Source organism: Algiphilus sp. (assembly GCF_023145115.1).
Lineage (GTDB): Bacteria > Pseudomonadota > Gammaproteobacteria > Nevskiales > Nevskiaceae > Algiphilus.
This window is the reverse complement of record NZ_JAGLEJ010000014.1, coordinates 39,789-61,231: the sequence shown is the minus strand read 5'-3', so window position 1 is coordinate 61,231 and position 21,443 is coordinate 39,789. Positions and strand designations below refer to the sequence as shown.

The window sequence follows — 21,443 nt, the reverse complement described above, 5'->3', positions numbered from 1 at the left end:
ATGAGCAAGATCCGCTGCGCCATCATCGGCTCCGGCAACATCGGCACCGACCTGCTTTACAAGCTGCAACGCAGCGAGCTGCTGGAGCCGGCCTGGATGGTCGGCATAGACCCCGACAGCGAGGGCCTTCAGCGCGCGCGCGACGCCGGCCTCAAGACCACATCCGAAGGCGTCGACGGTCTGGTGCCGCACGTCGAGGCCGACGACGTGCGCATTGCCTTCGATGCCACCTCGGCCTATGTGCACGCGGAGAACTCGCGCAAGCTCAACGAGCGCGGCGTGCTGATGATCGACCTCACGCCGGCCGCCATCGGGCCGTACTGCGTCCCGCCGGTCAACCTCGCCGAGCACGCCGACTCGCGCACCATGAATCTCAACATGGTCACCTGTGGCGGCCAGGCCACCATCCCGATGGTGGCGGCGGTGTCGCGCGTGCAGGCGGTGCGCTACGGCGAGATCGTCGCCACCGTGTCGTCGAAATCGGTGGGCCCCGGCACACGCAAGAACATCGACGAGTTCACCCGCACCACCGCCACCGGCGTCGAGCGTGTCGGCGGTGCGGCGAAGGGCAAGGCCATCATCGTCATCAACCCGGCCGATCCGCCCATCATCATGCGCGACACCATCCACTGCCTGACCGTGGACAAGCCGAAGCACGCCGAGATCGAGGCCTCCGTGCAGGCCATGATCAAGGAGGTGCAGAAGTACGTGCCCGGCTACCGGCTGGTCAACGGCCCGGTGATCGACGACGACGACCACCGCGTGACCTGCTACATGGAGGTCGAGGGTCTGGGCGACTATCTGCCCAAGTACGCCGGCAATCTCGACATCATGACCGCGGCTGCGGCGCGCACCGCCGAGATGTTCGCGGAGCGGATGCAGGCCGGTCAGTTCGCGCCGGCGGCGGCGACCGCCTAGGCCGGCCCACCATTGATCCCGCAGGGCGACGGACGCTTTGGCCGAAGCAGGCGTCCGTCGGCCTGTCCGCCATCGGGGCACCGAGAAGCCGTGTCCAGGAGTCTGATGCCATGAATCTAGAAGGCCGCAAGGTCACCGTCCACGACATGTCGCTGCGCGACGGCATGCACCCCAAGCGCCACCAGATCACCGTGCAGCAGATGCGCGACGTCGCGCGCGGCCTCGACGCCGCCGGCGTGCCGCTCATCGAGGTCACCCACGGTGACGGTCTCGGCGGCGAGTCGGTCAACTACGGATTTCCGGCCGCCTCGGACGAGGAGTACCTGCGCGCGGTCGTGCCGGAACTGAAGAACAGCAAGGTCTCGGCCCTGCTGCTGCCGGGCATCGGCACGGTGGACCATCTGAAGATGGCCGCCGACTGCGGCGTCACCACCATCCGCGTGGCCACCCACTGCACCGAGGCCGACGTCTCCGAGCAGCACATCCAGCTCGGCCGCGAGATGGGGCTCGACACCGTCGGCTTCCTGATGATGGCGCACATGATCCCGCCCGAGCAGCTGGTCGAGCAGGCGCTGCTCATGGAGTCCTACGGCGCCAACTGCCTCTACGTCACCGACTCCGCCGGCTACATGCTCCCCGACGACGTCACCGCGCGCATCAGCCTGCTGCGCGAGAAGGCGATGCCGGAAACCGAGATCGGCTTCCACGGCCATCACAACATGTCGATGGGCGTGGCCAACTCGATCGCGGCGGTAGCCGCGGGCGCCAACCGCATCGACGCCGCCTGCGGCGGTCTCGGCGCCGGCGCCGGCAACACGCCCACCGAAGTCTTCGTGGCGGTGGCCAACCGCATGGGCATCGATACCGGCATCGACCTGTTCAAGGTCTCCGACGTCGCCGAGGATCTCATCCAGCCGATGCTGGACTTCCCGGTGCGCATCGACCGCAACGCGCTCACGCTCGGCTACGCCGGCGTCTATTCGTCCTTCCTTCTGTTCGCGCAGCGCGCCGAGGCCAAGTACGGCATCCCGGCCCGCGAGATCCTGCTCGAGCTCGGCCGCCAGAAGATGGTGGGCGGTCAGGAGGACATGATCGAGGACACCGCACTGACCATGGCGCGCGAGCGCGAGCGGGCGGCGGCAGCGGGCTGATCCGGACCGCGACGCCGGCGTCGCGCCATCCACCACGCATCTTCGAGCGCGGCATGCCTGAGAGACGGGTCGTCCGTGCCGCCGCGACCCGCCGTCGCCCGAGCGCGCTCGCCGGCAGGCGTGCGCCCGGGCCGGGGCAAGTATCTGATTCCGTGCTCCGTTCCCGCGGCAGCGGTGGCCACGACGCGCTAGGACTGGCACACCAAGTGCTAGAGTTCGGGCATGGAAAATCCCATCCGCCTGCACTGGCTCGATCCCAAGGATCCGGCGCAGCCGTTCCCCTCTCCGGGGCGGGCACTGCGCGATCCGGACGGACTCCTGGCCATCGGCGGCGACCTCTCGACAGCGCGTCTGCTGCGCGCCTACCGCGAGGGGATATTCCCCTGGTTCAATCCCGACGAGCCCATCCTGTGGTGGAGCCCGGACCCGCGCACGGTACTGCCCACGGGCCGCATGCATGTCAGCCGCAGCCTGCGCCGCGCCGTCCGGCGTGCCGACTACGCCATCCGGTTCAACACCGCGCCCGACGCCGTCATGGCCGCCTGTGCCGCACCCCGCGAGCCCGGTCAGGGCACCTGGCTCGGCCTGCAGATGCGACGCGCCTACCGCAGCCTCTTCGACGCCGGCGCCATGAAGACCGTCGAGGTCTGGCGCGCCGGCACGTTGGTGGGTGGCGTGTACGGCGTCGCCATCGGGCGGATGTTCTACGGTGAATCGATGTTCTCGACCGTGGACAACGCCTCGAAGATCGCCCTGTTCTGGCTGTGCCGCTTCATGGCAGCGCAGCGGATGCCGCTGCTCGATTGCCAGGTGGGCTCCGACCACCTCGCCTCCCTGGGTGCCGAGGGAATGCCGCGTGCCCAGTTCATCGAGATGGTGCAGCGCCTCGTGAACGAAGCCCCCCCGGACTGGACGGAACCCGCGGATGCGCCGGCCGCGGCGGAGCATCTCCCCGCATGCTGAGCGGCAGCGACAACATCAGCCTGCTCATCACGCAGCCGCACCCGTGCAGCTATCTCGCGGACCGTACCGCGCGCAATCTCGTGGTCGACCCGCGTCTGCGCCTCGACGGGATGCGCTACGAACAGCTGCTGGCACAGGGCTTCCGTCGCAGCGGCGATGCGGTCTATCGCCCGCACTGCCCACAGTGTCAGGCTTGCACGCCGGTCCGCATCCCGGTCGACGCCTTCCGCCCCGATCGCGCCCAGCGCCGCTGCCTGCGACGCAACCGGGATCTGCGTCTGGTGCGGACGAGCACCATCAACGCCGAGATCCTGCAGCTCTACGAGCGCTATCTGCGCGCGCGGCACGACGGGGAAGGCATGGACCCGGACGATCACTTCGGCTTCGAGCGCTTCACGGCGTGCAGCTGGCTGCCGGTCGAGTACTGGCAGTTCTTCGAGAAGGGCAGGCTCATCGCCTGCGCCGTGGTCGATGTGCTTCCGGAAGGCTACTCTGCAGTGTATACGGTGTTCGACCCCGCGCCCGAGCACGCGCCGCGCAGCCTCGGCATCCACGCCGTGCTGCAGCAGATCATGGCCGCGCGCGAGGAAGGTCGCCGCCATGTCTGGCTGGGCTACTGGATACCGGGATGCGGCAAGATGGAGTACAAGCGCCGCTTCCGCCCGCAGGAGCGTCCCTGCGGCGAAGGCTGGAAACGCGTTGCCGAATGACGCCTTCGCCCCGATAATACGCGGCCTATTCCACTAGCAGCATTCATGGCCAAAGAAGACCATATCGAGATGGAGGGTGTCGTGATGGACACGCTCCCCAACACCACCTTCCGCGTCAAGCTGGAGAACGGCCACATCGTGACCGCGCACATCTCCGGCAAGATGCGCAAGCACTACATCCGGATCCTCACCGGAGACAAGGTCAAGGTCGAACTCACGCCCTACGACCTGACCAAGGGCCGCATCACCTACCGGGACAAGTAGCCCGGGCCCGGGCGGCGCCTCTCGTGTCGAACGTCGCTCGCCCACCAATCTCCCGCCCCGCATGACTGCGCACTGCCGGCCCCGCGCCGGCGCCCGGTGCGAATCGCTGTCGTGCGCGCCATCGCGGCGAGCGGGCGAATCCGCGAAGCATCGCTCCCCGTCGACCACGTCCGAAGCAGGCGCCTTGCCGCAGCGGGGTGCCCGAGCCGGGAAGTCGTCCGTGGCGCTGCTGCTGCGCCCCCGCTCCGCCGCGCGAAACGCGGATTGCGCCCATCGGGTTGCCGACGGCACGCGCCGCCGTTCACGGGGTGATTGGCGGCGGCCATGACGGTCCGGCACCTGGCCGGCAGGGCGTCAGCGACAGGACGCGCCGCGCACCATCATGGTGCGCGGCGGTCGGTCATCAGGCCGGCGCCGCCTCGCGCGCCTGCACATCCAGCGACAGTTCGTCGCCCTCGACACCGACGCGCACGACGCCACCGTCGGCCAGCCGCCCGAAGAGCAGCTCCTCGGCCAGCGGCCGCTTGATGTGTTCCTGGATGACGCGCGCCATCGGGCGGGCGCCCATGGTGGCGTCGAAGCCGTGCTCGGCCAGCCAGGCGCGGGCGTCCTCGTCCACCTCGAGCTGCACCTTCTTGGCCCCGAGCTGGGCTTCGAGCTGCATGATGAACTTGTCGACCACGCGCGCCACCGCCTCGGCCGGCAGCGAGTCGAAGGACACGATGGCATCCAGCCGGTTGCGGAACTCGGGCGAGAACGACTTGCGGATGATCTCCATGGCGTCGCTGGCGTGATCCTGCTCGGTGAAGCCGATCGAGCGCCGAGCCTGGACTTCGGCGCCGGCATTGGTGGTCATCACCAGGATGATGTTGCGGAAATCGACCTTGCGGCCGTTGTTGTCGGTCAGCGTGCCGTGGTCCATGACCTGCAGCAGCAGATTGAACACGTCCGGATGCGCCTTCTCGATCTCGTCGAGCAGCACGACCGCGTGCGGATGCTTGAGGGCGGCATCGGTGAGCAGCCCGCCCTGGTCGAAGCCGACATAGCCGGGCGGCGCGCCGATCAGCCGCGACACGGTGTGGCGCTCCATGTACTCGGACATGTCGTAGCGCAGCAGCTCGATGCCGAGGATTTCCGACAGCTGGCGCGTGACCTCGGTCTTGCCGACACCGGTGGGACCGGCGAGCAGGAAGGCGCCGATGGGCTTGTCCGGGTTGGCGAGACCGGAACGCGACATCTTGATCGCCGACGCCAGCGTCTCGACCGCCTGATCCTGGCCGAAGATGACCAGCTTGAGGTCGCGCTCGAGCCGCTCGAGCCGCTCGCGGTCGTCGGTGGAGACCGACTTGGCGGGGATCCGGGCGATGCGTGCCACGGTGTCCTCGATGTCGCGCACCTGCACCGTCTTGCGCTTGCGCGAGCCGGGCAGCAGGCGCAGTCGCGCCGCGGCCTCGTCGATGACGTCGATGGCCTTGTCCGGCAGGAAGCGGTCGGTGATGTGGCGCGAGGCCAGATGCACCGCGGCTTCCAGCGCCGGATGCGAGAAGGTGACCTCGTGATGTGCCTCGAAGCGGCTCTTGAGGCCCTCGAGAATGCGCACGGTGTCCTCTTCGGTGGGCTCGACCACGTCCACCTTCTGGAAGCGGCGCGCCAGCGCGCGGTCCTTCTCGAAGATGCCGCGGTACTCACTGTAGGTGGTCGAGCCGATGCAGCGCAGCTCACCAGCCGCCAGCAGCGGCTTGAGCAGGTTGGACGCATCCATCACGCCGCCCGAGGCCGCACCGGCGCCGATCAGGGTGTGGATCTCGTCGATGAACAGCACCGCGCCGGGGATATCGCCGAGCTCGGCGAGCACGGCCTTGAGCCGCTTCTCGAAGTCGCCGCGATACTTGGTGCCGGCGATGAGGGCACCCAGATCGAGGCTGAAGATGGTGCTGTCGCGCAGCGCCTGCGGCACGCGACCCTCGGTCACCAGCCAGGCCAGGCCCTCCGCGATGGCGGTCTTGCCGACACCGGCCTCGCCCACCAGCAGCGGGTTGTTCTTGCGGCGGCGGCAGAGCGTCTGCATGACGCGCTCGACCTCGTGCTCGCGGCCGATCAGCGGGTCGACCGAGCCCTTGCGGGCGCGCTCGTTGAGATTGGTGGCGTACTGCTCCAGCGCCGAGGCCTCGTCGCTGCTGCGCGTCTGCGCACTGTTGGCGGCGGAGGCCCCTTCCTCGCCGGATTCGGTGCCCGGCACCTTGGAGATGCCGTGCGACAGGTAGTTGACCACGTCGAGGCGCGAGACGCCTTCCTGGGCGAGCAGGAACACGGCGTGGGTGTCCTTCTCCGAGAAGATCGCCACCAGTACATTCAGGGTCGAGACCTGCTTCCGGCCCGCCGACTGCACGTGGTAGATGGCGCGCTGGAGCACGCGCTGGAAGGACAGCGTCGGCTGGACGTCGCGGTCGGCGGCCTCGCCGTCGGCCTGGACGTTGTGGGCAATGTACTCGCGCAGGGCGTTCTCCAGCTGCTCGAGATTGGCCCCGGTCGCGCCCAGCACCTCGCTGACGTTGGCGTCGGAGAGCAGCGCCAGCAACAGGTGCTCGACGGTGAGCATGTCGTGATGCTCATTGCGCGCCTGGACAAAGGCGGCGTCCAGGGCTTTCTGCAGTTCATCGGAGAGCATCAGGCTTCCTCCATTACGGTCAGCAGCGGGTGCTGGTGGCGACGGGCGTAGTCATTGACCTGCGCCACCTTGGTCTCGGCGATCTCGGCGGGGAAGATGCCCGCCACGCTTCGCCCCTGGGTATGGACCTGCATCATGATCTGCACCGCCTTCTCTCGCGAGTGACGGAAGAACTGCTGCAAAACCTGGACCACAAACTCCATCGGCGTGTAGTCATCGTTGAGCATGATCACCTTGTAGCGCGGCGGCTCCTGCAGCCGCGGCTTTGCCGTCTCGGTGGCGACGCCGGTTCCATGCTGATCGTGTGACTCGCTCATGACTCCATTGTAGCGATGCTGATTCGCGAAACCCGGCGGGTTGGACAACGTCAGAAAGCGGCGATTCCCGTCTGGGCACGGCCCAGGATCAGCGCATGCACGTCGTGGGTGCCCTCGTAGGTGTTCACCGTTTCCAGATTCACCATGTGGCGCATCACCGGATAGGCGTCGCTGATCCCGTTGGCGCCCAGCATATCGCGGGCCTGCCTGGCGATGTCGAGCGCCTTGCCGCAGTTGTTGCGCTTGAGCATTGACACCGCTTCGTGCCGGGCGTTCCCGGCGTCGAACAGGCGCCCGAGCTGCAGCGCGGCCTGCAGACCGAGCGCGATCTCGGTCTGCATGTCGGCGAGCTTGCGCTGCACGAGCTGGTTGGCCGCCAGCGGGCGATCGAACTGCCGCCGCTCCACGGTGTAGTCGCGGGCCGCGTGCCAGCACGCCTCCGCCGCCCCCATGGCACCCCAGCAGATGCCGAAGCGTGCCTTGGTGAGGCAGGCGAACGGCGCCGCCAGTCCCTCGGCGTCGGGCAGACGCCGGCTGTCCGGCACGAACGCATCGTCCAGCACGATCTGCCCGGTCGGCGATGCGCGCAGCGACAGCTTGTCGTCGATCGCGGGGGTATCGAGGCCGGGGGTGTCCCGATCGACCAGAAAGCCGCGCACCGTGCCGGCCTCGTCGCGCGCCCAGACCAGGAGGACGTCGGCCAGTGGCGCGTGGCTGATCCAGGTCTTGGTGCCACTCAGACGCCAGCCGCCGTCGTCGCTCCGACGGGCACACGTGCGCATGCCGGCCGGATCCGAACCGTGGTCGGGCTCGGTCAGACCGAAGGCGCCCAGCAGGCGACCGGAGGCGAGCGCGGGCAGATAGTGCTGGCGCTGCGCATCACTGCCGAAGCGGTGGATCGGGTACATGACCAGACTGGACTGCACCGAGAGCAGCGAACGGTAGGCCGAATCGACGCGCTCGATCTCGCGCGCCACGGCCCCGTAGAGCACGTGACTGCCACCCGGGCAGCCATGGCCGTCCAGCGTGAGGCCGAACAGGCCCATGGCCCCGAAATCCGCGACCAGGGTGCGGTCGAAGGACGCCTCGCGGAATGCCCGCGTGACCCCGGGGGCCAGCCGCTCGCGCGCGAATCGTGCCGCCGACTCGGCCGCCGCGGCCTCCTCGGGTGCGAGCTGAGCCCGCAGCTGCAGCGGATCCTGCCAGTCGAAGGCCACGCCGAACTCCGTCGAATGCGAATGCACCGACGATCATGCCATCACCGCCCGGCCGACAGCCCCCGGTCAGCTAGGGGTCGAAGCGCCGCTCCTCGCGGAACGCCGCGCCGGCTTCGTCCTGCACCAGCACGCGCGCCACGCGGCCGTCCGCCTGCGAGTTCTGGGCGGACAGAATCGCCGCCGACACCGCCGCTTCCTTGTCATCGTAGAGCGGCAGGTCGGCATCGCCCTGCGACTCGTCCGTCACCACCCGCCAGACCGCATCCTCGGGCACGACGTAGAGGATGTCCCTCGACATGGAATCTCCGTTGTCCTGAATGGCGCCCGCAGGATGCGTGGTCGAACTGGACGGCGGGTGAATGCCCCGACTGCCGTCGTGATCGCGCACATCCCGCAGCAGCCACGCACCGGGGGCCGGAGCCGGTCCGTTGCCGTGCAGCACGTGGATGCTGCCGGTGCCCTCCATCACCACGGCGTGCACGCGGCCCGGATCGACGACATTGGCGCCCCGGAGATGCGCGCGCAGGTCGTTCTCGGTTACGCGCGCAATGCGGAGGTTCTCGTGAAGGATGCGACCGCCGGCCCCCATCAGGAGGATGGGCGCGTTGTCGGTGGCCCGTTCGACCGGGCGGTAGCGACGCCGCAGGCGCGAGACCAGCAGCTGGACCGTGTACAGCGTGGCCAGCGCGGCCATGCCGTGCAGCAGCGGGGGTTCGCGCGCGACCACGGTGGTCGCCATCAGCGAACCGATGGCGATGGTCACGGCAATGTCGAAGGTCGACATCTGCGCGAAGCTGCGCACCCCGGACCAGCGCGCGAACAGGATGATCGTCGCGTACATGACCAGGGTGCCGAGCACGACCAGAAGTAGCGGGGGCAGCGATGTAACGAACCAGTCGGTGGGCATGCGGTCTCCGGGTGGACGATCGAAGCCGCGCCGTTCGGCGGCCCGGAATCGGCAACGCGGGCGCGGATGCGGCGGAGACGCTGCGGCCCGCCCGCTTGCGCGCCACTGAAGCGCCCCGTCCCGGGGCACGAACCGTCGGATACGCGATCGCCCGCCGCGGCACCGGCGACCGGAGCGCCGCCGGGGAACGGATGCCCGGCAGCAGGCCGTTCCCGGGCGGCACGATTCGCGCGGCATCACTGCGCAGCGCTCTGCCGGCAAGTATCATCACGCCGGTGGATGCCTCCCGCATGATCAATCTCTACGAGCAGCACGCCGGCCGCCTGGCGGGCGCGGTCTCGCTCGTCCTCGCGATCGCGCTCGGCGTGCTGGTCGCGCGCCTCGGCTGGGCGCTGGTACCGCCGCCGGAAGGCATCTGGCAGCCGGCACCGGTGCAGCCGCGCACCGAGAGCGGTGGCGGACCGGCCTACGACATGCAGCGGCTGGTATCGGCCGAGCTCATGGGCAGCTACGAGGCGCCCGAGCAGACCGCATCGGAGCAGGCCGTGGAGGACGCGCCCGAGACACGGCTGTCGCTGACGCTGCTGGGCGTCTATGCGGCCGACGAGGACTCGATGTCGCGCGCCATCATCGCGTCGTCGCAGGGCGACGAGGACATCTACGCCATCGGCGACACCATCTCCCGCAACGTCACGCTGCACTCGGTGTTCGCCGATCGGGTCATCATTTCGCGCGAGGGGACGCTCGAGACGCTGCGCATGGAGCGCGACGGGGTCGGCGACGCGCGCACGGCCGGCAGCGGTGCCTCGCGCACGCCGGTCAGCAACAGCGGCAACCTGCAGGCGCCCAACCCCGAGCGGCTCGGCGACATCCGCAACGAGCTGCTGTCGGACCCGAGCAAGGCCAGCAACTACATCCGGGTGGTGCCGGCATCGTCCGGCGGCGCCCAGCGCGGCTACCGCATCTACCCGGGACGCGAGCGCGCGCTCTTCGAGGCGGCCGGCCTGCGGCCCGGCGACCTGGTCACCGCCGTCAACGGCATTCCGCTCGACAGCGCCCAGCGCGCGCTGTCGCTACTGAACGAACTGAGCAACGCGCAGTCGATCAATGTCACGGTCGAACGCGGCGGCTCCGTCCAGAACTACACGCTGAGTACCAACTGATGCGCCTTACGCTGATCCGACCGCTCGCGGTCTTAGTGGCCCTGCTGCTGGCCGCGCCCCTGCAGGCCCAGAACGCGGTCACCCTCAACCTCAAGGACGCGGATATCAGCGCGCTGATCGAGACCGTCAGCGATGTCACCGGGCGCAACTTCATCGTCGACCCGCGCGTGAAGGCCAAGATCAACGTCGTCAGTGCCTCGCCGATGACGCCGGATGCAGTCTACGAGACCTTCCTGTCCATCCTGCAGGTCTACGGCTTCGCCGCGATCCCGGCCGGCAACGCCACCAAGATCGTGCCCGAGACCAACGCGCGCCAGGACGGCGGCAGCGTGGAAGAGGTGCGCGGGGCGCCCGATGACGAGATCATCACCCGCGTGGTCGACATCGAGAACGTGCCGGCCGCGCAGCTGGTGCCGATCCTGCGCCCGCTGGTTCCGCAGTGGGGGCACCTGGCCGCGTACTCGCCGTCGAACATGCTGATCATCTCGGACCGCGCGGCCAACATCCGGCGCCTCGACCGCATCATCGCCGAGATCGACCGCGCCGGCGACGACGACATCCAGCTCGTCCGGCTCGAGCACGCCTCGGCCAGCGAGGTGGTCGAGATCCTGAGCTCGCTGGCGCAGGGCGACCGTCAGGAAGGGGAAAGCGCGTCGGCCCTGATCGCCGACGAGCGCAGCAACTCGGTGCTGGTGGGCGGCGACAAGGCACGGCGCCAGCGCCTGATGGAGCTCATCCGCTCGCTCGACGTCGAGGTCGATGCCGGTGGCGCCACCCAGGTGGTCTACCTACGCCACGCCAGCGCCGAGGATCTGGCGTCGATCCTGCAGGGCTTCGCGCCGAGCGGCGATTCCGAGAGCGGCAGCGGCGGCGGACAGGCCCGCACGGCCAGCAGCAACCGCTCGCAGAGCAGCGGTGGCGGCAGCTCCATCGCGGGCGACGCCAACATCATCGCCGAGCCCGATACCAACTCGCTGGTCATTACCGCCCCCCCGAAGCGGATGCGGGCCCTGAAGAGCGTGATCGACCAGCTCGACATCAAGCGCGCCCAGGTCATGGTCGAAACGCTGATCGCCGAGATCAGCAGCAGCAAGCAGGCCGAGCTCGGCCTCGACTGGGTGGTATTCAACGAGGACCGCGTCGCCGCCGCCGGCATCTTCGACCCGGACACCTCGTCCATCCTCTCCGGACTGGGCAACAGCGCGGGATCCTCCAACATCGACGCCAGCGCCCTCGCCGGCCTCCTCGGTCAGGGCGTGACCGCGGGCTTCGGGCGCATCAACGACGGCGGCACCAGCTTCGGCGTCCTGGTCAAGGCGCTGCAGGGCGACGGAGACACCAACATCCTGTCGGCCCCCACCCTCCTGACCATGGATAACGAGGAGGCCGAGTTCTCGGTGGGCCAGGAAGTGCCCTTCCTCACCGGTCAGTTCACCAACACCGGCACCCAGACCGGCAGCATCAATCCGTTCCAGACCATCGAGCGCCGCGACGTCGGCCTGACCCTGACGCTGACGCCGCAGATCAACGAGGGCAGCCAGGTGAAGCTCGAGCTCAGCCTCGAAATATCCAGCCTGGGCGCATCCTCGGCCGGCGACCTGACGCAGACCACGAACACGCGCTCGATCACCAACACCGTCACCGTCGAGGACGGCCAGGTGCTCATCCTCGGCGGCCTGATCGATGACAACGTCACCGACTCCAAGTCCGGCATTCCCTTCCTGAGCCAGATCCCGCTGATCGGCTCGCTGTTCCGCTTCCAGTCGGTGCAGAGCGAGAAGCGCAATCTCATGCTGTTCATGCGCCCGCGCATCCTCCGCGACCGCGAGACCGCCGACTACTACACGCGCCGCAAGTACGAGCAGACCCAGCGCGCGCAGGCACAGACCAAGAAGGACGTGCCCATCATCAACCGCGCCTACCCGCGCCTCGAGGATTTCGAGATATTCCTCGACGGACCGGACGGCCCCGGCAAGCCGCTCTCCGGCAACGTCGGCGCCATGCCCGAGGACCGCATGCCCGCGCCGGCCTCGCAGCGCAAGCCCGGGAGCGCCGCGCCCAGCCGATGAACGCGCCGGATACGCCAACCGAGGCCGCCGCCATCCAGCGGCCGAGCTACTCCTTCTGCAAGCGCAACGGCGTCCTGATCTCCAGTGACGGCGAAGGCCACCCGGTCGTGCTGGTGCGCGAGGGCGCCTCGATGGATGCCTTTACCGAGATCCAGCGCCTCAACGCCGGCGCCCTGCCGGTCAAGCCGTGCGATGCGGCCAGCTTCGACCTCGAGCTGCAGCGCGCCTACGAACAGGGCGAAGGCGCCGCCGCCGAACTGGTCGAGGGGCTGGGCGGCGACGAGCAGCCGGACGATCTCGACGCGCTGGCCCACGCGCTGGCCGAGAACCAGGACCTGCTCGAGGCCGAGGACGACGCGCCGGTCATCCGCTTCATCAACGGACTGCTGATCGAGGCCATCAAGGACAACGCCTCGGACATCCACATCGAGACCTTCGAATCGCGCTGCAGCGTGCGCTTCCGCGTCGACGGCGTGCTGCGCGAGGTGATGGCGCCGCCGCGCGCGCTGGCGCCGCGCCTGGTGTCGCGCATCAAGATCATGGCGAAGCTGGACATCGCGGAGAAGCGCCTCCCGCAGGATGGCCGCATCACCCGCGCCATCGGCGGCCGCAAGGTCGATCTCCGCGTCTCGACCATCCCTACCGGCACCGGCAACGAGCGCGTGGTGCTGCGTGTCCTGGACAAGCAGACCGAGAACATCGACCTCGAGCATCTCGGGCTGGGCGAGCGCCAGACGCGCGTGCTCAAGCGCATCATCCACAAGCCCTACGGCATCATGCTGGTCACCGGCCCCACCGGCTCGGGCAAGTCGACCACCCTCTACGCGGCGCTGTCGGTGCTCAACGACAAGTCGCGCAACATCATGACGGTCGAGGACCCCATCGAGTACAACATCGAGGGGATCGGCCAGACCCAGGTCAACACCAAGGTCAACATGACCTTCGCGCGCGGGCTGCGGGCCATCCTCCGTCAGGATCCCGATGTCGTCATGATCGGCGAGATCCGCGACCTGGAGACCGCCGAGATCGCCGTGCAGGCATCGCTCACCGGCCATCTGGTGCTGTCCACGCTGCACACCAATACCGCGGTGGGTGCGGTGACCCGCCTGCGCGACATGGGCGTCGAGCCCTATCTGCTGTCGACCTCGCTGATCGGCCTGATGGCGCAGCGCCTGGTGCGCGTCCTCTGTCCGCACTGCAAGGAACCCTATGAGGCCGAGCAGGTCGAGCGCGAGACGCTCGGCGTCAACGACCGCGACAGCGTCGTCCTCTATCGCGAGAAGGGCTGCTCGCAGTGCCGCGGCACCGGCTTCCAGGGGCGCACGGGCATCCACGAGATCATCGAGGTGGACCAGGACATGGAAGTCCTCATCCACGACAACGTCGGCGAGCAGAGCCTGGAGCAGCACGCGCGCAAGCAGACACCGGGCATCATGCAGTCCGGGCGCGACAAGGTACTGGCCGGCACCACGACGCTGCGCGAGATCCTGCGCGTCACCAGCGAAGACTGACGGCGCGTCATGGCCGCATTCGAATACGTCGCCCTCAACGCCAAGGGCCGGCAGCAGAAGGGCCTGATCGAGGGCGATACCGCGCGCCACGTGCGCGAGCAGCTGCGCGGCAAGGGACTGATACCGGTCTCGCTGCGCGAAGTGGCGGACCGGAGCGGCAGCGAGGGCGGCGGCGGCTTCTCGCTGCGCCGCAGCGGCAACCTCAGCACCACCGATCTGTCGCTGTTCACACGGCAGCTCTCCACGCTGCTGCGCTCGGGGCTGCCGCTGGACGAGTCGCTCTCGGCCGTGGCGCAGCAGTCGGAGGGTCGCAACATCAAGCGGGTGGCGCTGGGCGTTCGCGCGCAGATCGTCGAGGGCGCCAGTCTGGCCTCGGCCCTCCGCGAGTTCCCCGCCGCCTTTCCGGCGCTCTACCGCTCCACGGTGGAGGCGGGCGAGCAGTCGGGCAAGCTGGATGCCGTTCTGGTGCGCCTGGCCGACTACGTCGAGGGGCGGCAGGCCATGCGCCAGAAGATGATGCTGGCCGCCTTCTACCCCGCCATCCTCACCGTGGTGGCGATCACGGTGGTCATCCTGCTGCTGTCCTACGTGGTGCCGCAGGTGGTGGGCGTGTTCGACTCCATCGACCAGCCCCTGCCCGGCCTCACCCTCGGGCTGATCGCGGTGAGCGACTTCCTGCGCGCCAACGGCCCGCTGCTGCTGCTGGCGCTGGTCGCCGGCATCGTGGTGTTCGCGCTGGCCATGCGACGCCCGGCCTTCAAGCGACGCGTGCACGCCTGGCAGCTGCGCATTCCGCTCATCGGGCGGCTGACGCGGGGCGCCAACACCGGACGCTTCATGCGCACGCTGGGCATCCTGTCGCAGTCCGGCGTTCCCATCCTGGAAGCCATGCGCATCGGCGCCCAGGTGGTGTCCAACGTGCCCATGCGCGAGGCCATCGAGGTCGCCGCGAAGAAGGTGCGCGAGGGCGGCTCGGTCTACCGCGCGCTGTCGGAATCCAGGCTGTTCCCGCCGATCACGCTGCACCTGCTGGGCAGCGGCGAGCAGTCCGGCAAGCTCGACGAGATGCTGGAACATGCCGCCGAGAACCAGGAACGCGAGGTCGAGACCACGGTCTCGGCGCTCATGGGCATCTTCGAGCCAGTGCTCATCCTGGTCATGGGCGGCGTGGTGCTGCTCATCGTGCTCGCCATCCTGCTGCCCATCTTCGACCTCAACCAGCTCGTGCAGTAGCGCCCGCCACGGCGAGCGCCCGATCGTGCCGAAGGGAATGCGCGCTGTTCAGGATCGGGAACCGCAGATATGAAAAGAACCACAGATTCCACCGATTGAAGGGATTGTTTACTGGTGGCGCTGACGCTGTCAGCGCACACCAGAACCGAAACAGAATCTGTGGAAATCTGTGCAATCTGTGGTTGATGTTGCTCTTGAAGCTGCGCAATCTGCGCGGTTCATCCACCCCGCAGGATTGCCCCCGCCACCGCAACGCACTCACGCGCCGGCCGCAATCTCCGGCATCCCGGTTTCGGTGATCTTGCGCACGCGCTGGGTCAGTCCGCACACGAGTTCGTAGCCCAGCGTGCCGGCGGCGGCAGCCTGCTCCTCGACCGGCAGCCCCTCGCCCCACAGCAGCACTTCGTCGCCGACCGCGACATCGGGGATGCCGGTGGCGTCCACCGCCGTCATGTCCATCGAGACGCGCCCGACCACCGGTGCCGACCGGCCACGCAGCAGCACCCGCCCGCGCCCGCCCAGGGCGCGCTGGAAGCCGTCGGCGTAGCCCACCGCGATGGTCGCGATGCGCCGGTCCCGGTCGCACACGTAGGCGCCGCCGTAGCCGATGCGATCGCCCGGCGCGCAGTCCCGCAGTGACAGCACCCGGGTGTGGAGGCTCATCGCCGGGCGCAGTCCGATCTCTTCGGCGGTGCGGCCCGCCCGCGGCGAGATGCCGTAGAGCATCAGGCCCGGACGGACCCAGTCGCGATGCAGCGCGGCATCGGCGAGCACTCCGGCCGAATTGGCGATCGAGCGCGCACCGGGCGTATCGCCCACCGCATCGTCGAAGCGCCGCGCCTGCGCCAGCGCGGACGCGGTGTCATCGTCGGCGCAGGCGAGATGGGTCATGAAACCGTGCAGCGCCCACTCCGGCCGCGCCTGTACACGCCCCAGTGCTGCCGGCACCGCCCCGGGATCGAAGCCGAGCCGATGCATGCCGCTGTCGATCTTGAGCCAGAGATCGGCGCGCGCACCGCGCGGAAGCTGCTCCAGCAGTGCCAGCTGCCAGTGATCGTGCACCACGATCTGCAGTCGTTCGCGCAGGCAGACGCGCGCCTCCTCCAGCGACAGCACGCCCTCGAGCACCACGATCGGGGCGTAGACGCGGGCCGCACGCAGCGCCAGCGCCTCCTCCAGGCAGGCCACCGCGAAGGCATCCGCCTCCCAGTCTGCGCGCGGGTGCGCATCGCCGGGCACGCGCAGATCGCGCAGGGCGCGGGCTGCGGTATCGGCACCGTGGCCGTAGGCGTTGGCCTTGACTACCGCCATCACCCGCGACCGCGGCGCCATGCGCCGGATGCGCGCGAGATTGTGGCGCAACGCCTCCGGGCTGACATGCGCCCAGACGCGCGGCGTCACGGCCCGGTCTCCGGCGCGCGCTCAGTCATCGTCGTGCCGGTACGACAGGTTCTCGAAGCGCGTGGAGGCCCCCAGGAACGCCACGTGCACGGTGCCGGTGGGACCGTTGCGGTGCTTGGCCACGATGATCTCGGTACGGTTGTCGTCGTCGCCCGCCATCTCGCCCTCCTTGCGCCGATAGTAGGCGTCGCGGTAGATGAAGATGACGATGTCGGCATCCTGCTCGATGGAGCCGGACTCGCGCAGGTCGGACATCACCGGGCGCTTGTTCTCGCGCTTCTCGACTTCGCGCGAGAGCTGGGAGAGGGCGATCACCGGGACTTCGAGCTCCTTGGCCAGGGCCTTCAGATTGCGCGAGATCTGCGAGATCTCGTTGGTGCGGTTCTCGCGCGTGCCCGGCACCTGCATGAGCTGGATGTAGTCCACCACCAGCAGCGACAGGCCGTGACGGCGCTTCATGCGGCGGGCCCGGGCGCGGAGCTCCAACGGCGACAGCGCCGGCGTCTCGTCGATGTAGAGCGGCGCCTCGCGGATGTCGCGGCTCGCCTGCGCCAGCCAGTCCCATTCGTGGTCGGCGATCTGCCCGGAGCGCAGGGCGGACTGGTCCATGCGGCAGTACGACGCCAGCACGCGCATGGCGAGCTGGTCGGCGCCCATCTCCATGCTGAACACGCCCACCGGATGCCCTTCGCGCAACGCCACGTTCTCGGCGATGTTCATCGCGAAGCTGGTCTTGCCCATGCCGGGGCGGCCGGCGACGATGAGCAGGTCGCCGGGCGACAGACCGTGGATCTTGCGGTCGAGATCGGACAGGCCCGTGGGCACCCCGGTGAGCTGATCGGGGTTGTCGCGCAGCGTCTGCAGGCGCTCCTCCACCTTGTCCAGCGCCTGCCCGACGTGCTGGAACTCCTGATTGCCGCGCTCGCCCTTTTCGCGGATCGCGAACACACGCTGCTCCGCGCTCTCCATGAGGTCGGAGTAGGTCTGCTCGCCCGGGCGGAACCCGAGGTCGGCAATCTCCTGCCCGACCTTGATGAGGCTGCGCAGGACCGCCCGTTCGCGCACGATGTCGGCGTAGGCCAGCACGTTGGCCGCGCTCGGAGTGTCGTTGGCGAGCGCACCCAGATAGCTCAGCCCGCCGGCCGGATCGAGTCCGCCGCGGCCGCGCAGATACTCGGAGAGGGTGACGAAATCGCAGGGCTTGCCGGTTTCCAGCAGCTCGCGGATGCCGCGGAAGATCAGCCGGTGATCCTCGCGGTAGAAATCGTCCTCGGCGAGACGCCCGGCGAGCTCCAGCCAGGCGTTGTTGTTGAGCATGAGCCCGCCGAGGACCGACTGCTCGGCCTCGATGGAATGCGGCGGTTGCTTGACCGGAATGTCGTCCACGTTCGAGCTCGCGTACCCGCCGGGCGGGCCTCCGGAAACGAAAACGCCCCGGTCGGCCGGGTGGCCGCCGGGGCGTCAGGATACGACGAAAGCGGCCCTACTCGTCGCTGGCGTTGGCGTCCTTCACGACCACCGTGATCTGGCACTCGATCTCCGAGTGCAGCATCAGGCGCAGCTCGTACTCGCCGATCACCCGGATCGGGCCGTCCGGCATGTCGACCTCGGCACGCTCGATCTCGAGCCCCTGTGCAGCCGCCGCGTCGGCGATGTCCGCGGGCGCGACCGAGCCGTAGAGCTTGCCCTGGTCGGCGACGCGCGCCTCGATGGTGATGACGGCGCCGTTGATCTTGTCGCCGCGCATCTTCGCAGCATTGAGCGATTCCTCGGCCCGCTTCATCAGCTCGGCCTTGCGCTCCTCGAAGACCTTGCGGTTGGCGTCGTTGGCCGGCAGCGCCTTGCCCTGCGGCAGCAGGTAGTTGCGCCCGTAGCCGTTGCGCACCTTCACGGTATCGCCGAGGTCGCCCAGCTTGTGGATCCTTTCCAGAAGAATGACGTCCATGGCGGCCTCAGAGGTCGTGCTTGTCGGTGTACGGGAGCAGCGCGAGATAGCGCGCGCGCTTGACGGCCGTGGACAGCTGGCGCTGATAGCGCGAGCGCGTCCCGGTGATGCGCGACGGCACGATCTTGCCGTTCTCGGCGACGTTCTGCTTGAGCATGTTGAGATCCTTGTAGTCGATCTCGGTGATGCCCTCGGCGGTGAACCGGCAGCTGCGCTTCTTGCGGAAGTAACGGGCCATGCTTACGCTCCGGCGGTTTCGGCCTTCTCGGCCGCGTCGTTGTCGGAATCCTCGTCACCATCGGCGGTATCGGCTTCGCCGTCGTCACCGCTGTCGGAGGCACTGTCGTCACGGGCCGCGGGCTTCTTGTCGTCCTCGGACTTGAACAGCGGCGACTGCTCGGTGACCGCCTCGTCCTTGCGCACGACCAGGCGCCGCAGGACGGCGTCGTTGAAGCGGAATGCTTCCTCGATCTCCGAGAGCGCGCTGCCGCTGCACTCGATGTTCATGAGGAAGTAGTGCGCCTTGTGCAGGCCGTTGATGGTGTAGGCCAGCTGACGGCGGCCCCAGTCCTCGAAACGGTGCACGGCCCCGCCTTCGGCGGTGACCATGGTGCGGTAGCGGTCGACCATGGCGGGCACCTGATCGGACTGATCAGGATGCACCAGGACGACGATCTCGTAGTGACGCATATCGTCGGAACTCCTTGTGGACACGCCGCGGGCGGCGCGGTCCCCCGTCGGAAAGCGGTGGGACAAGGTGGTGGAATCGCGCCCGCAGGCGCAAAGCGAGCGCGGATTCTACGCGCGGCCCGTGGCGCGCGCAACGCCGCGGTGCCCGTGCGACCGAAGCGCCCGGGCGGAGCCGGGCGCTTCGGCGATGCGGCGGATGGCCGCTCAGAGCGTCTTGAGGTACTCGATGATCGCCCGCCGCTCGATGTCGGTCAGCACATCGGTGAAGCGATGCCCCTCGTTGCCCTGGCTGTACTCGCCGGTGTTGTAGATCTTGCGGTTCTCGATCTGGCGGTCGCTCATCACCGGCAGCGCCAGGTTCCAGCCCAGGCCGATGGTGCGATAGAGCACGGCGCGCAGCTGCTGGATGATCGTCGACTCCACCCGCTCGAAGTTGTTGCAGTTGAGCAGCGGCGTCGTGCCGCGGTCGCCGCAGTCGACAGTTTCGTACTTCCAGCCCATGCGATCGGGGTCGTAGGCGCGCTCCAGATCGGTATCGAACCCGACCACGACATCCTGGCCCGACAGATCGGGCGCCGAGACGCGGCGCCAGATGGGCTGGCGATCCTCCGCCTTGAGGACCTCCCAGACATTCGGCACCGAGCCGTTGTGGAAGTAAGGCCCGGACGCCCAGACACCGTAGAGCGGCGGCGCCAGATAGCCCCGGTACGCCTCGGCCTCATTGGGGCCGTAGCAGGCACCCACGTCGCCGGGCGACTCGGGATAGAACAGCCAGCTGTACTCGAAGTAGTCCGAGACGCCCTGGTTGGTGGCGTAGGTATAGGCCGGATCGGTGCCGATGATGTCGTTCGGCACGCGGAACGACGCCTGGCCCGCCATCTCCGGGGATGCGAGGAAATCGGGATCATGCGTGTAGCGGGGCGAGTAGGCACCGTGGCAAGAGGCACAGGACCCGTTCCCGCCTTCGGGGCGCGGCACCGGGTTCTCCAGGCCCTCCGCCCAGAGGTCCTTGCTGTGGAACAGGATCGCGCCCTGCTCGGCCAGTCCGGTATCGATCTCGCCGAGAGTCTGCTCGGGCCAGTCGGGCGCCTCCAGCTGCCCGATCCACGCCTCGGCCTTGCGGTCGTGCGCATCGGTCCAGCGCTTGATCTCCTCCCAGTCGTAGCCGTTCTCGCCGAGCAGCGGCATGTACGCCTGCAGCATGATGCGCGTCGCATCGGACGGCATGGCGCCGCTGTAGAACTTGGCGGGGCGGTGTCCGATGTTCCACCACACAGGAGAATCCTCGGTCGCCGTCGCGGGCGCGAATATGAACGAATCGAGGTCGATGCCGCGCCGGGCCGGCTGATCGCCGATCAGCCACAGCATGACCAGCAGCTGGTAGTTGGTGACGTTGCCGGTGCCGCGGATACGGTTCATGGTGATCGGCAGCAGCCGGCCGACACCGTTGCCGAAATCGCTCAGGAAGGCGCCGAGGTCGCCCTGCCCCGCGGTGCCGTAGACCGCACCGAGATCGGCACCGTCCGCCTTCGAGCCGATACGGGCGCTGTGGCAGACATGACAGGTGATGCCGAGGCGACCGGTCCAGGTGCCGTCCGCCTCGCGAAGCTGCGTCAGCGCCATGGGCAGCTGACCCGACCCGCCGCCGGTCCGGTTGGGGTCCTCTCCGGGCAGCGGATAGGGGTTGGGCTCGTCCGGCAGCGCGTAGCCCCAGCGGTTCGCCACCAGCTGGTCGAAGTTGTCCGGCCGGCCCGGCAGCCCCCACAGGCGCCACATGCGGTTGTAGGTGTCGACCTCGATCGCCATGCCGTTGTCGGGCGTGTCGCCGCCCACGATGCTGCCCGCGCCGATGGCGCCGTTGCCCTTGATGAGCGCGCGGCCCTCATCCACCCACTGGCGATACTCGCCACAGTTCTGCGGATCGCGATAGTCCGGATCGGCTTCGGAGCGGCATTCCTCCCAGTGGACATTGAAATGCACTGCGCGGCCGTCGCTCACGCCGGGCTGTACGAGCGTACGGGCGTCCGGTGGCAGTGCCGCGTCATCGGGACGGCCTTCGCAGAAGCGCGCCCAGGAGTGGCCGCCCTCGTGCCCGTCGGCGAGCAGCGGCAGTTGCTCGGGATCGTCGGTGTTCAATGGCGGCGCCTGCTCACCGTTGCCGGGCGCGCCGCCGGATCCGGCCTGCGACCCGCACGCCGCCAGAAGCACCGAGAACGCCGCGACCAGCCAGGCCCCGCGCACGCGGGAGCGCCGTGCGCGTCCAGGGGCCTGCGCCGTCGTGCACGCGCGCTCGATATCCACTGCCGTCATCGCCCC

General features: G+C 68.7%; 19 protein-coding genes. 9 read left to right on the top strand and 10 right to left on the bottom strand.

Annotated features, from left to right (window positions below; genetic code table 11):
* The 5 genes from KAH28_RS04715 to infA all read left to right on the top strand — a co-directional run bounded on the left by KAH28_RS04715 (nucleotide 1) and on the right by infA (nucleotide 4,006).
* On the top strand, nucleotides 1–918 hold the full coding sequence (locus tag KAH28_RS04715; RefSeq protein WP_290574719.1) for an acetaldehyde dehydrogenase (acetylating): 918 nt from the start codon (nucleotides 1–3) through the stop codon (nucleotides 916–918).
* A 110-nt stretch (nucleotides 919–1,028) separates the two neighbouring features.
* Nucleotides 1,029–2,069 (top strand): 4-hydroxy-2-oxovalerate aldolase, encoded by a 1,041-nt coding sequence (dmpG, locus tag KAH28_RS04710; RefSeq protein WP_290574717.1) that lies wholly within the window; start codon nucleotides 1,029–1,031, stop codon nucleotides 2,067–2,069.
* 222 nt (nucleotides 2,070–2,291) lie between these two features.
* Complete coding sequence (aat, locus tag KAH28_RS04705; protein WP_290574716.1) at nucleotides 2,292–3,032, top strand: leucyl/phenylalanyl-tRNA--protein transferase; 741 nt, start codon at nucleotides 2,292–2,294, stop codon at nucleotides 3,030–3,032.
* Nucleotides 3,026–3,742, top strand: a complete 717-nt coding sequence (locus KAH28_RS04700) for an arginyltransferase (protein WP_290574714.1) — start codon at nucleotides 3,026–3,028, stop codon at nucleotides 3,740–3,742. Before aat ends, KAH28_RS04700 begins: the two co-directional genes overlap by 7 nt.
* A gap of 45 nt (nucleotides 3,743–3,787) precedes the next feature.
* Nucleotides 3,788–4,006 (top strand): translation initiation factor IF-1, encoded by a 219-nt coding sequence (gene infA, locus KAH28_RS04695; protein WP_043767427.1) that lies wholly within the window; start codon nucleotides 3,788–3,790, stop codon nucleotides 4,004–4,006.
* Between the two features lie 403 nt (nucleotides 4,007–4,409).
* Here infA and clpA read toward each other — a convergent pair whose 3' ends face one another.
* From clpA to KAH28_RS04675, 4 genes are all read right to left on the bottom strand, one after another.
* Nucleotides 4,410–6,674, bottom strand: coding sequence for an ATP-dependent Clp protease ATP-binding subunit ClpA (gene clpA / locus KAH28_RS04690; RefSeq protein WP_290574712.1), 2,265 nt, complete (start codon nucleotides 6,672–6,674; stop codon nucleotides 4,410–4,412).
* A complete protein-coding gene (gene clpS / locus KAH28_RS04685; protein ID WP_290574710.1) occupies nucleotides 6,674–6,991 on the bottom strand; it encodes an ATP-dependent Clp protease adapter ClpS in 318 nt (105 codons plus the stop codon). Before clpS ends, clpA begins: the two co-directional genes overlap by 1 nt.
* Before the next feature lie 50 nt (nucleotides 6,992–7,041).
* Complete coding sequence (locus KAH28_RS04680) at nucleotides 7,042–8,184, bottom strand: acyl-CoA dehydrogenase family protein (protein ID WP_366918128.1); 1,143 nt, start codon at nucleotides 8,182–8,184, stop codon at nucleotides 7,042–7,044.
* Between the two features lie 94 nt (nucleotides 8,185–8,278).
* A complete protein-coding gene (locus KAH28_RS04675; RefSeq protein WP_290574707.1) occupies nucleotides 8,279–9,115 on the bottom strand; it encodes a YetF domain-containing protein in 837 nt (278 codons plus the stop codon).
* 290 nt (nucleotides 9,116–9,405) lie between these two features.
* Here KAH28_RS04675 and gspC point away from each other — a divergent pair, with 290 nt between their 5' ends.
* From gspC to gspF, 4 genes are read left to right on the top strand one after another with little or no spacing between them, the layout of a single operon-like run.
* Nucleotides 9,406–10,278 (top strand): type II secretion system protein GspC, encoded by an 873-nt coding sequence (gspC, locus tag KAH28_RS04670; RefSeq protein ID WP_290574706.1) that lies wholly within the window; start codon nucleotides 9,406–9,408, stop codon nucleotides 10,276–10,278.
* Nucleotides 10,278–12,347 (top strand): type II secretion system secretin GspD, encoded by a 2,070-nt coding sequence (gene gspD / locus KAH28_RS04665; protein ID WP_290574705.1) that lies wholly within the window; start codon nucleotides 10,278–10,280, stop codon nucleotides 12,345–12,347. Before gspC ends, gspD begins: the two co-directional genes overlap by 1 nt.
* A complete protein-coding gene (gspE, locus tag KAH28_RS04660) occupies nucleotides 12,344–13,858 on the top strand; it encodes a type II secretion system ATPase GspE (RefSeq protein ID WP_290574704.1) in 1,515 nt (504 codons plus the stop codon). The genes gspD and gspE overlap by 4 nt, the downstream gene beginning before the upstream one ends.
* 9 nt (nucleotides 13,859–13,867) lie before the next feature.
* Nucleotides 13,868–15,091 (top strand): type II secretion system inner membrane protein GspF, encoded by a 1,224-nt coding sequence (gene gspF, locus KAH28_RS04655; RefSeq protein ID WP_290574702.1) that lies wholly within the window; start codon nucleotides 13,868–13,870, stop codon nucleotides 15,089–15,091.
* Between the two features lie 258 nt (nucleotides 15,092–15,349).
* Here gspF and alr read toward each other — a convergent pair whose 3' ends face one another.
* The 6 genes from alr to KAH28_RS04625 all read right to left on the bottom strand — a co-directional run bounded on the left by alr (nucleotide 15,350) and on the right by KAH28_RS04625 (nucleotide 21,437).
* Nucleotides 15,350–16,492 carry an alanine racemase gene (alr, locus tag KAH28_RS04650; protein WP_290574700.1) on the bottom strand — a complete coding sequence of 381 codons (1,143 nt, stop codon included), beginning with the start codon at nucleotides 16,490–16,492 and terminating at the stop codon, nucleotides 15,350–15,352.
* Between the two features lie 21 nt (nucleotides 16,493–16,513).
* On the bottom strand, nucleotides 16,514–17,878 hold the full coding sequence (gene dnaB / locus KAH28_RS04645; RefSeq protein WP_290574698.1) for a replicative DNA helicase: 1,365 nt from the start codon (nucleotides 17,876–17,878) through the stop codon (nucleotides 16,514–16,516).
* Nucleotides 17,879–17,975: 97 nt separating this feature from the next.
* Nucleotides 17,976–18,437 carry a 50S ribosomal protein L9 gene (gene rplI / locus KAH28_RS04640; RefSeq protein WP_290574696.1) on the bottom strand — a complete coding sequence of 154 codons (462 nt, stop codon included), beginning with the start codon at nucleotides 18,435–18,437 and terminating at the stop codon, nucleotides 17,976–17,978.
* A 7-nt stretch (nucleotides 18,438–18,444) separates the two neighbouring features.
* The gene (rpsR, locus tag KAH28_RS04635) at nucleotides 18,445–18,675 is read right to left on the bottom strand and encodes a 30S ribosomal protein S18 (protein WP_290574694.1); all 231 of its coding nucleotides are present in this window, start codon (nucleotides 18,673–18,675) and stop codon (nucleotides 18,445–18,447) included.
* A 2-nt stretch (nucleotides 18,676–18,677) separates the two neighbouring features.
* On the bottom strand, nucleotides 18,678–19,127 hold the full coding sequence (rpsF, locus tag KAH28_RS04630; protein WP_290574693.1) for a 30S ribosomal protein S6: 450 nt from the start codon (nucleotides 19,125–19,127) through the stop codon (nucleotides 18,678–18,680).
* Nucleotides 19,128–19,331: 204 nt separating this feature from the next.
* Nucleotides 19,332–21,437, bottom strand: coding sequence for a hypothetical protein (locus KAH28_RS04625; RefSeq protein ID WP_290574691.1), 2,106 nt, complete (start codon nucleotides 21,435–21,437; stop codon nucleotides 19,332–19,334).
* Nucleotides 21,438–21,443: the final 6 nt, after the last annotated feature.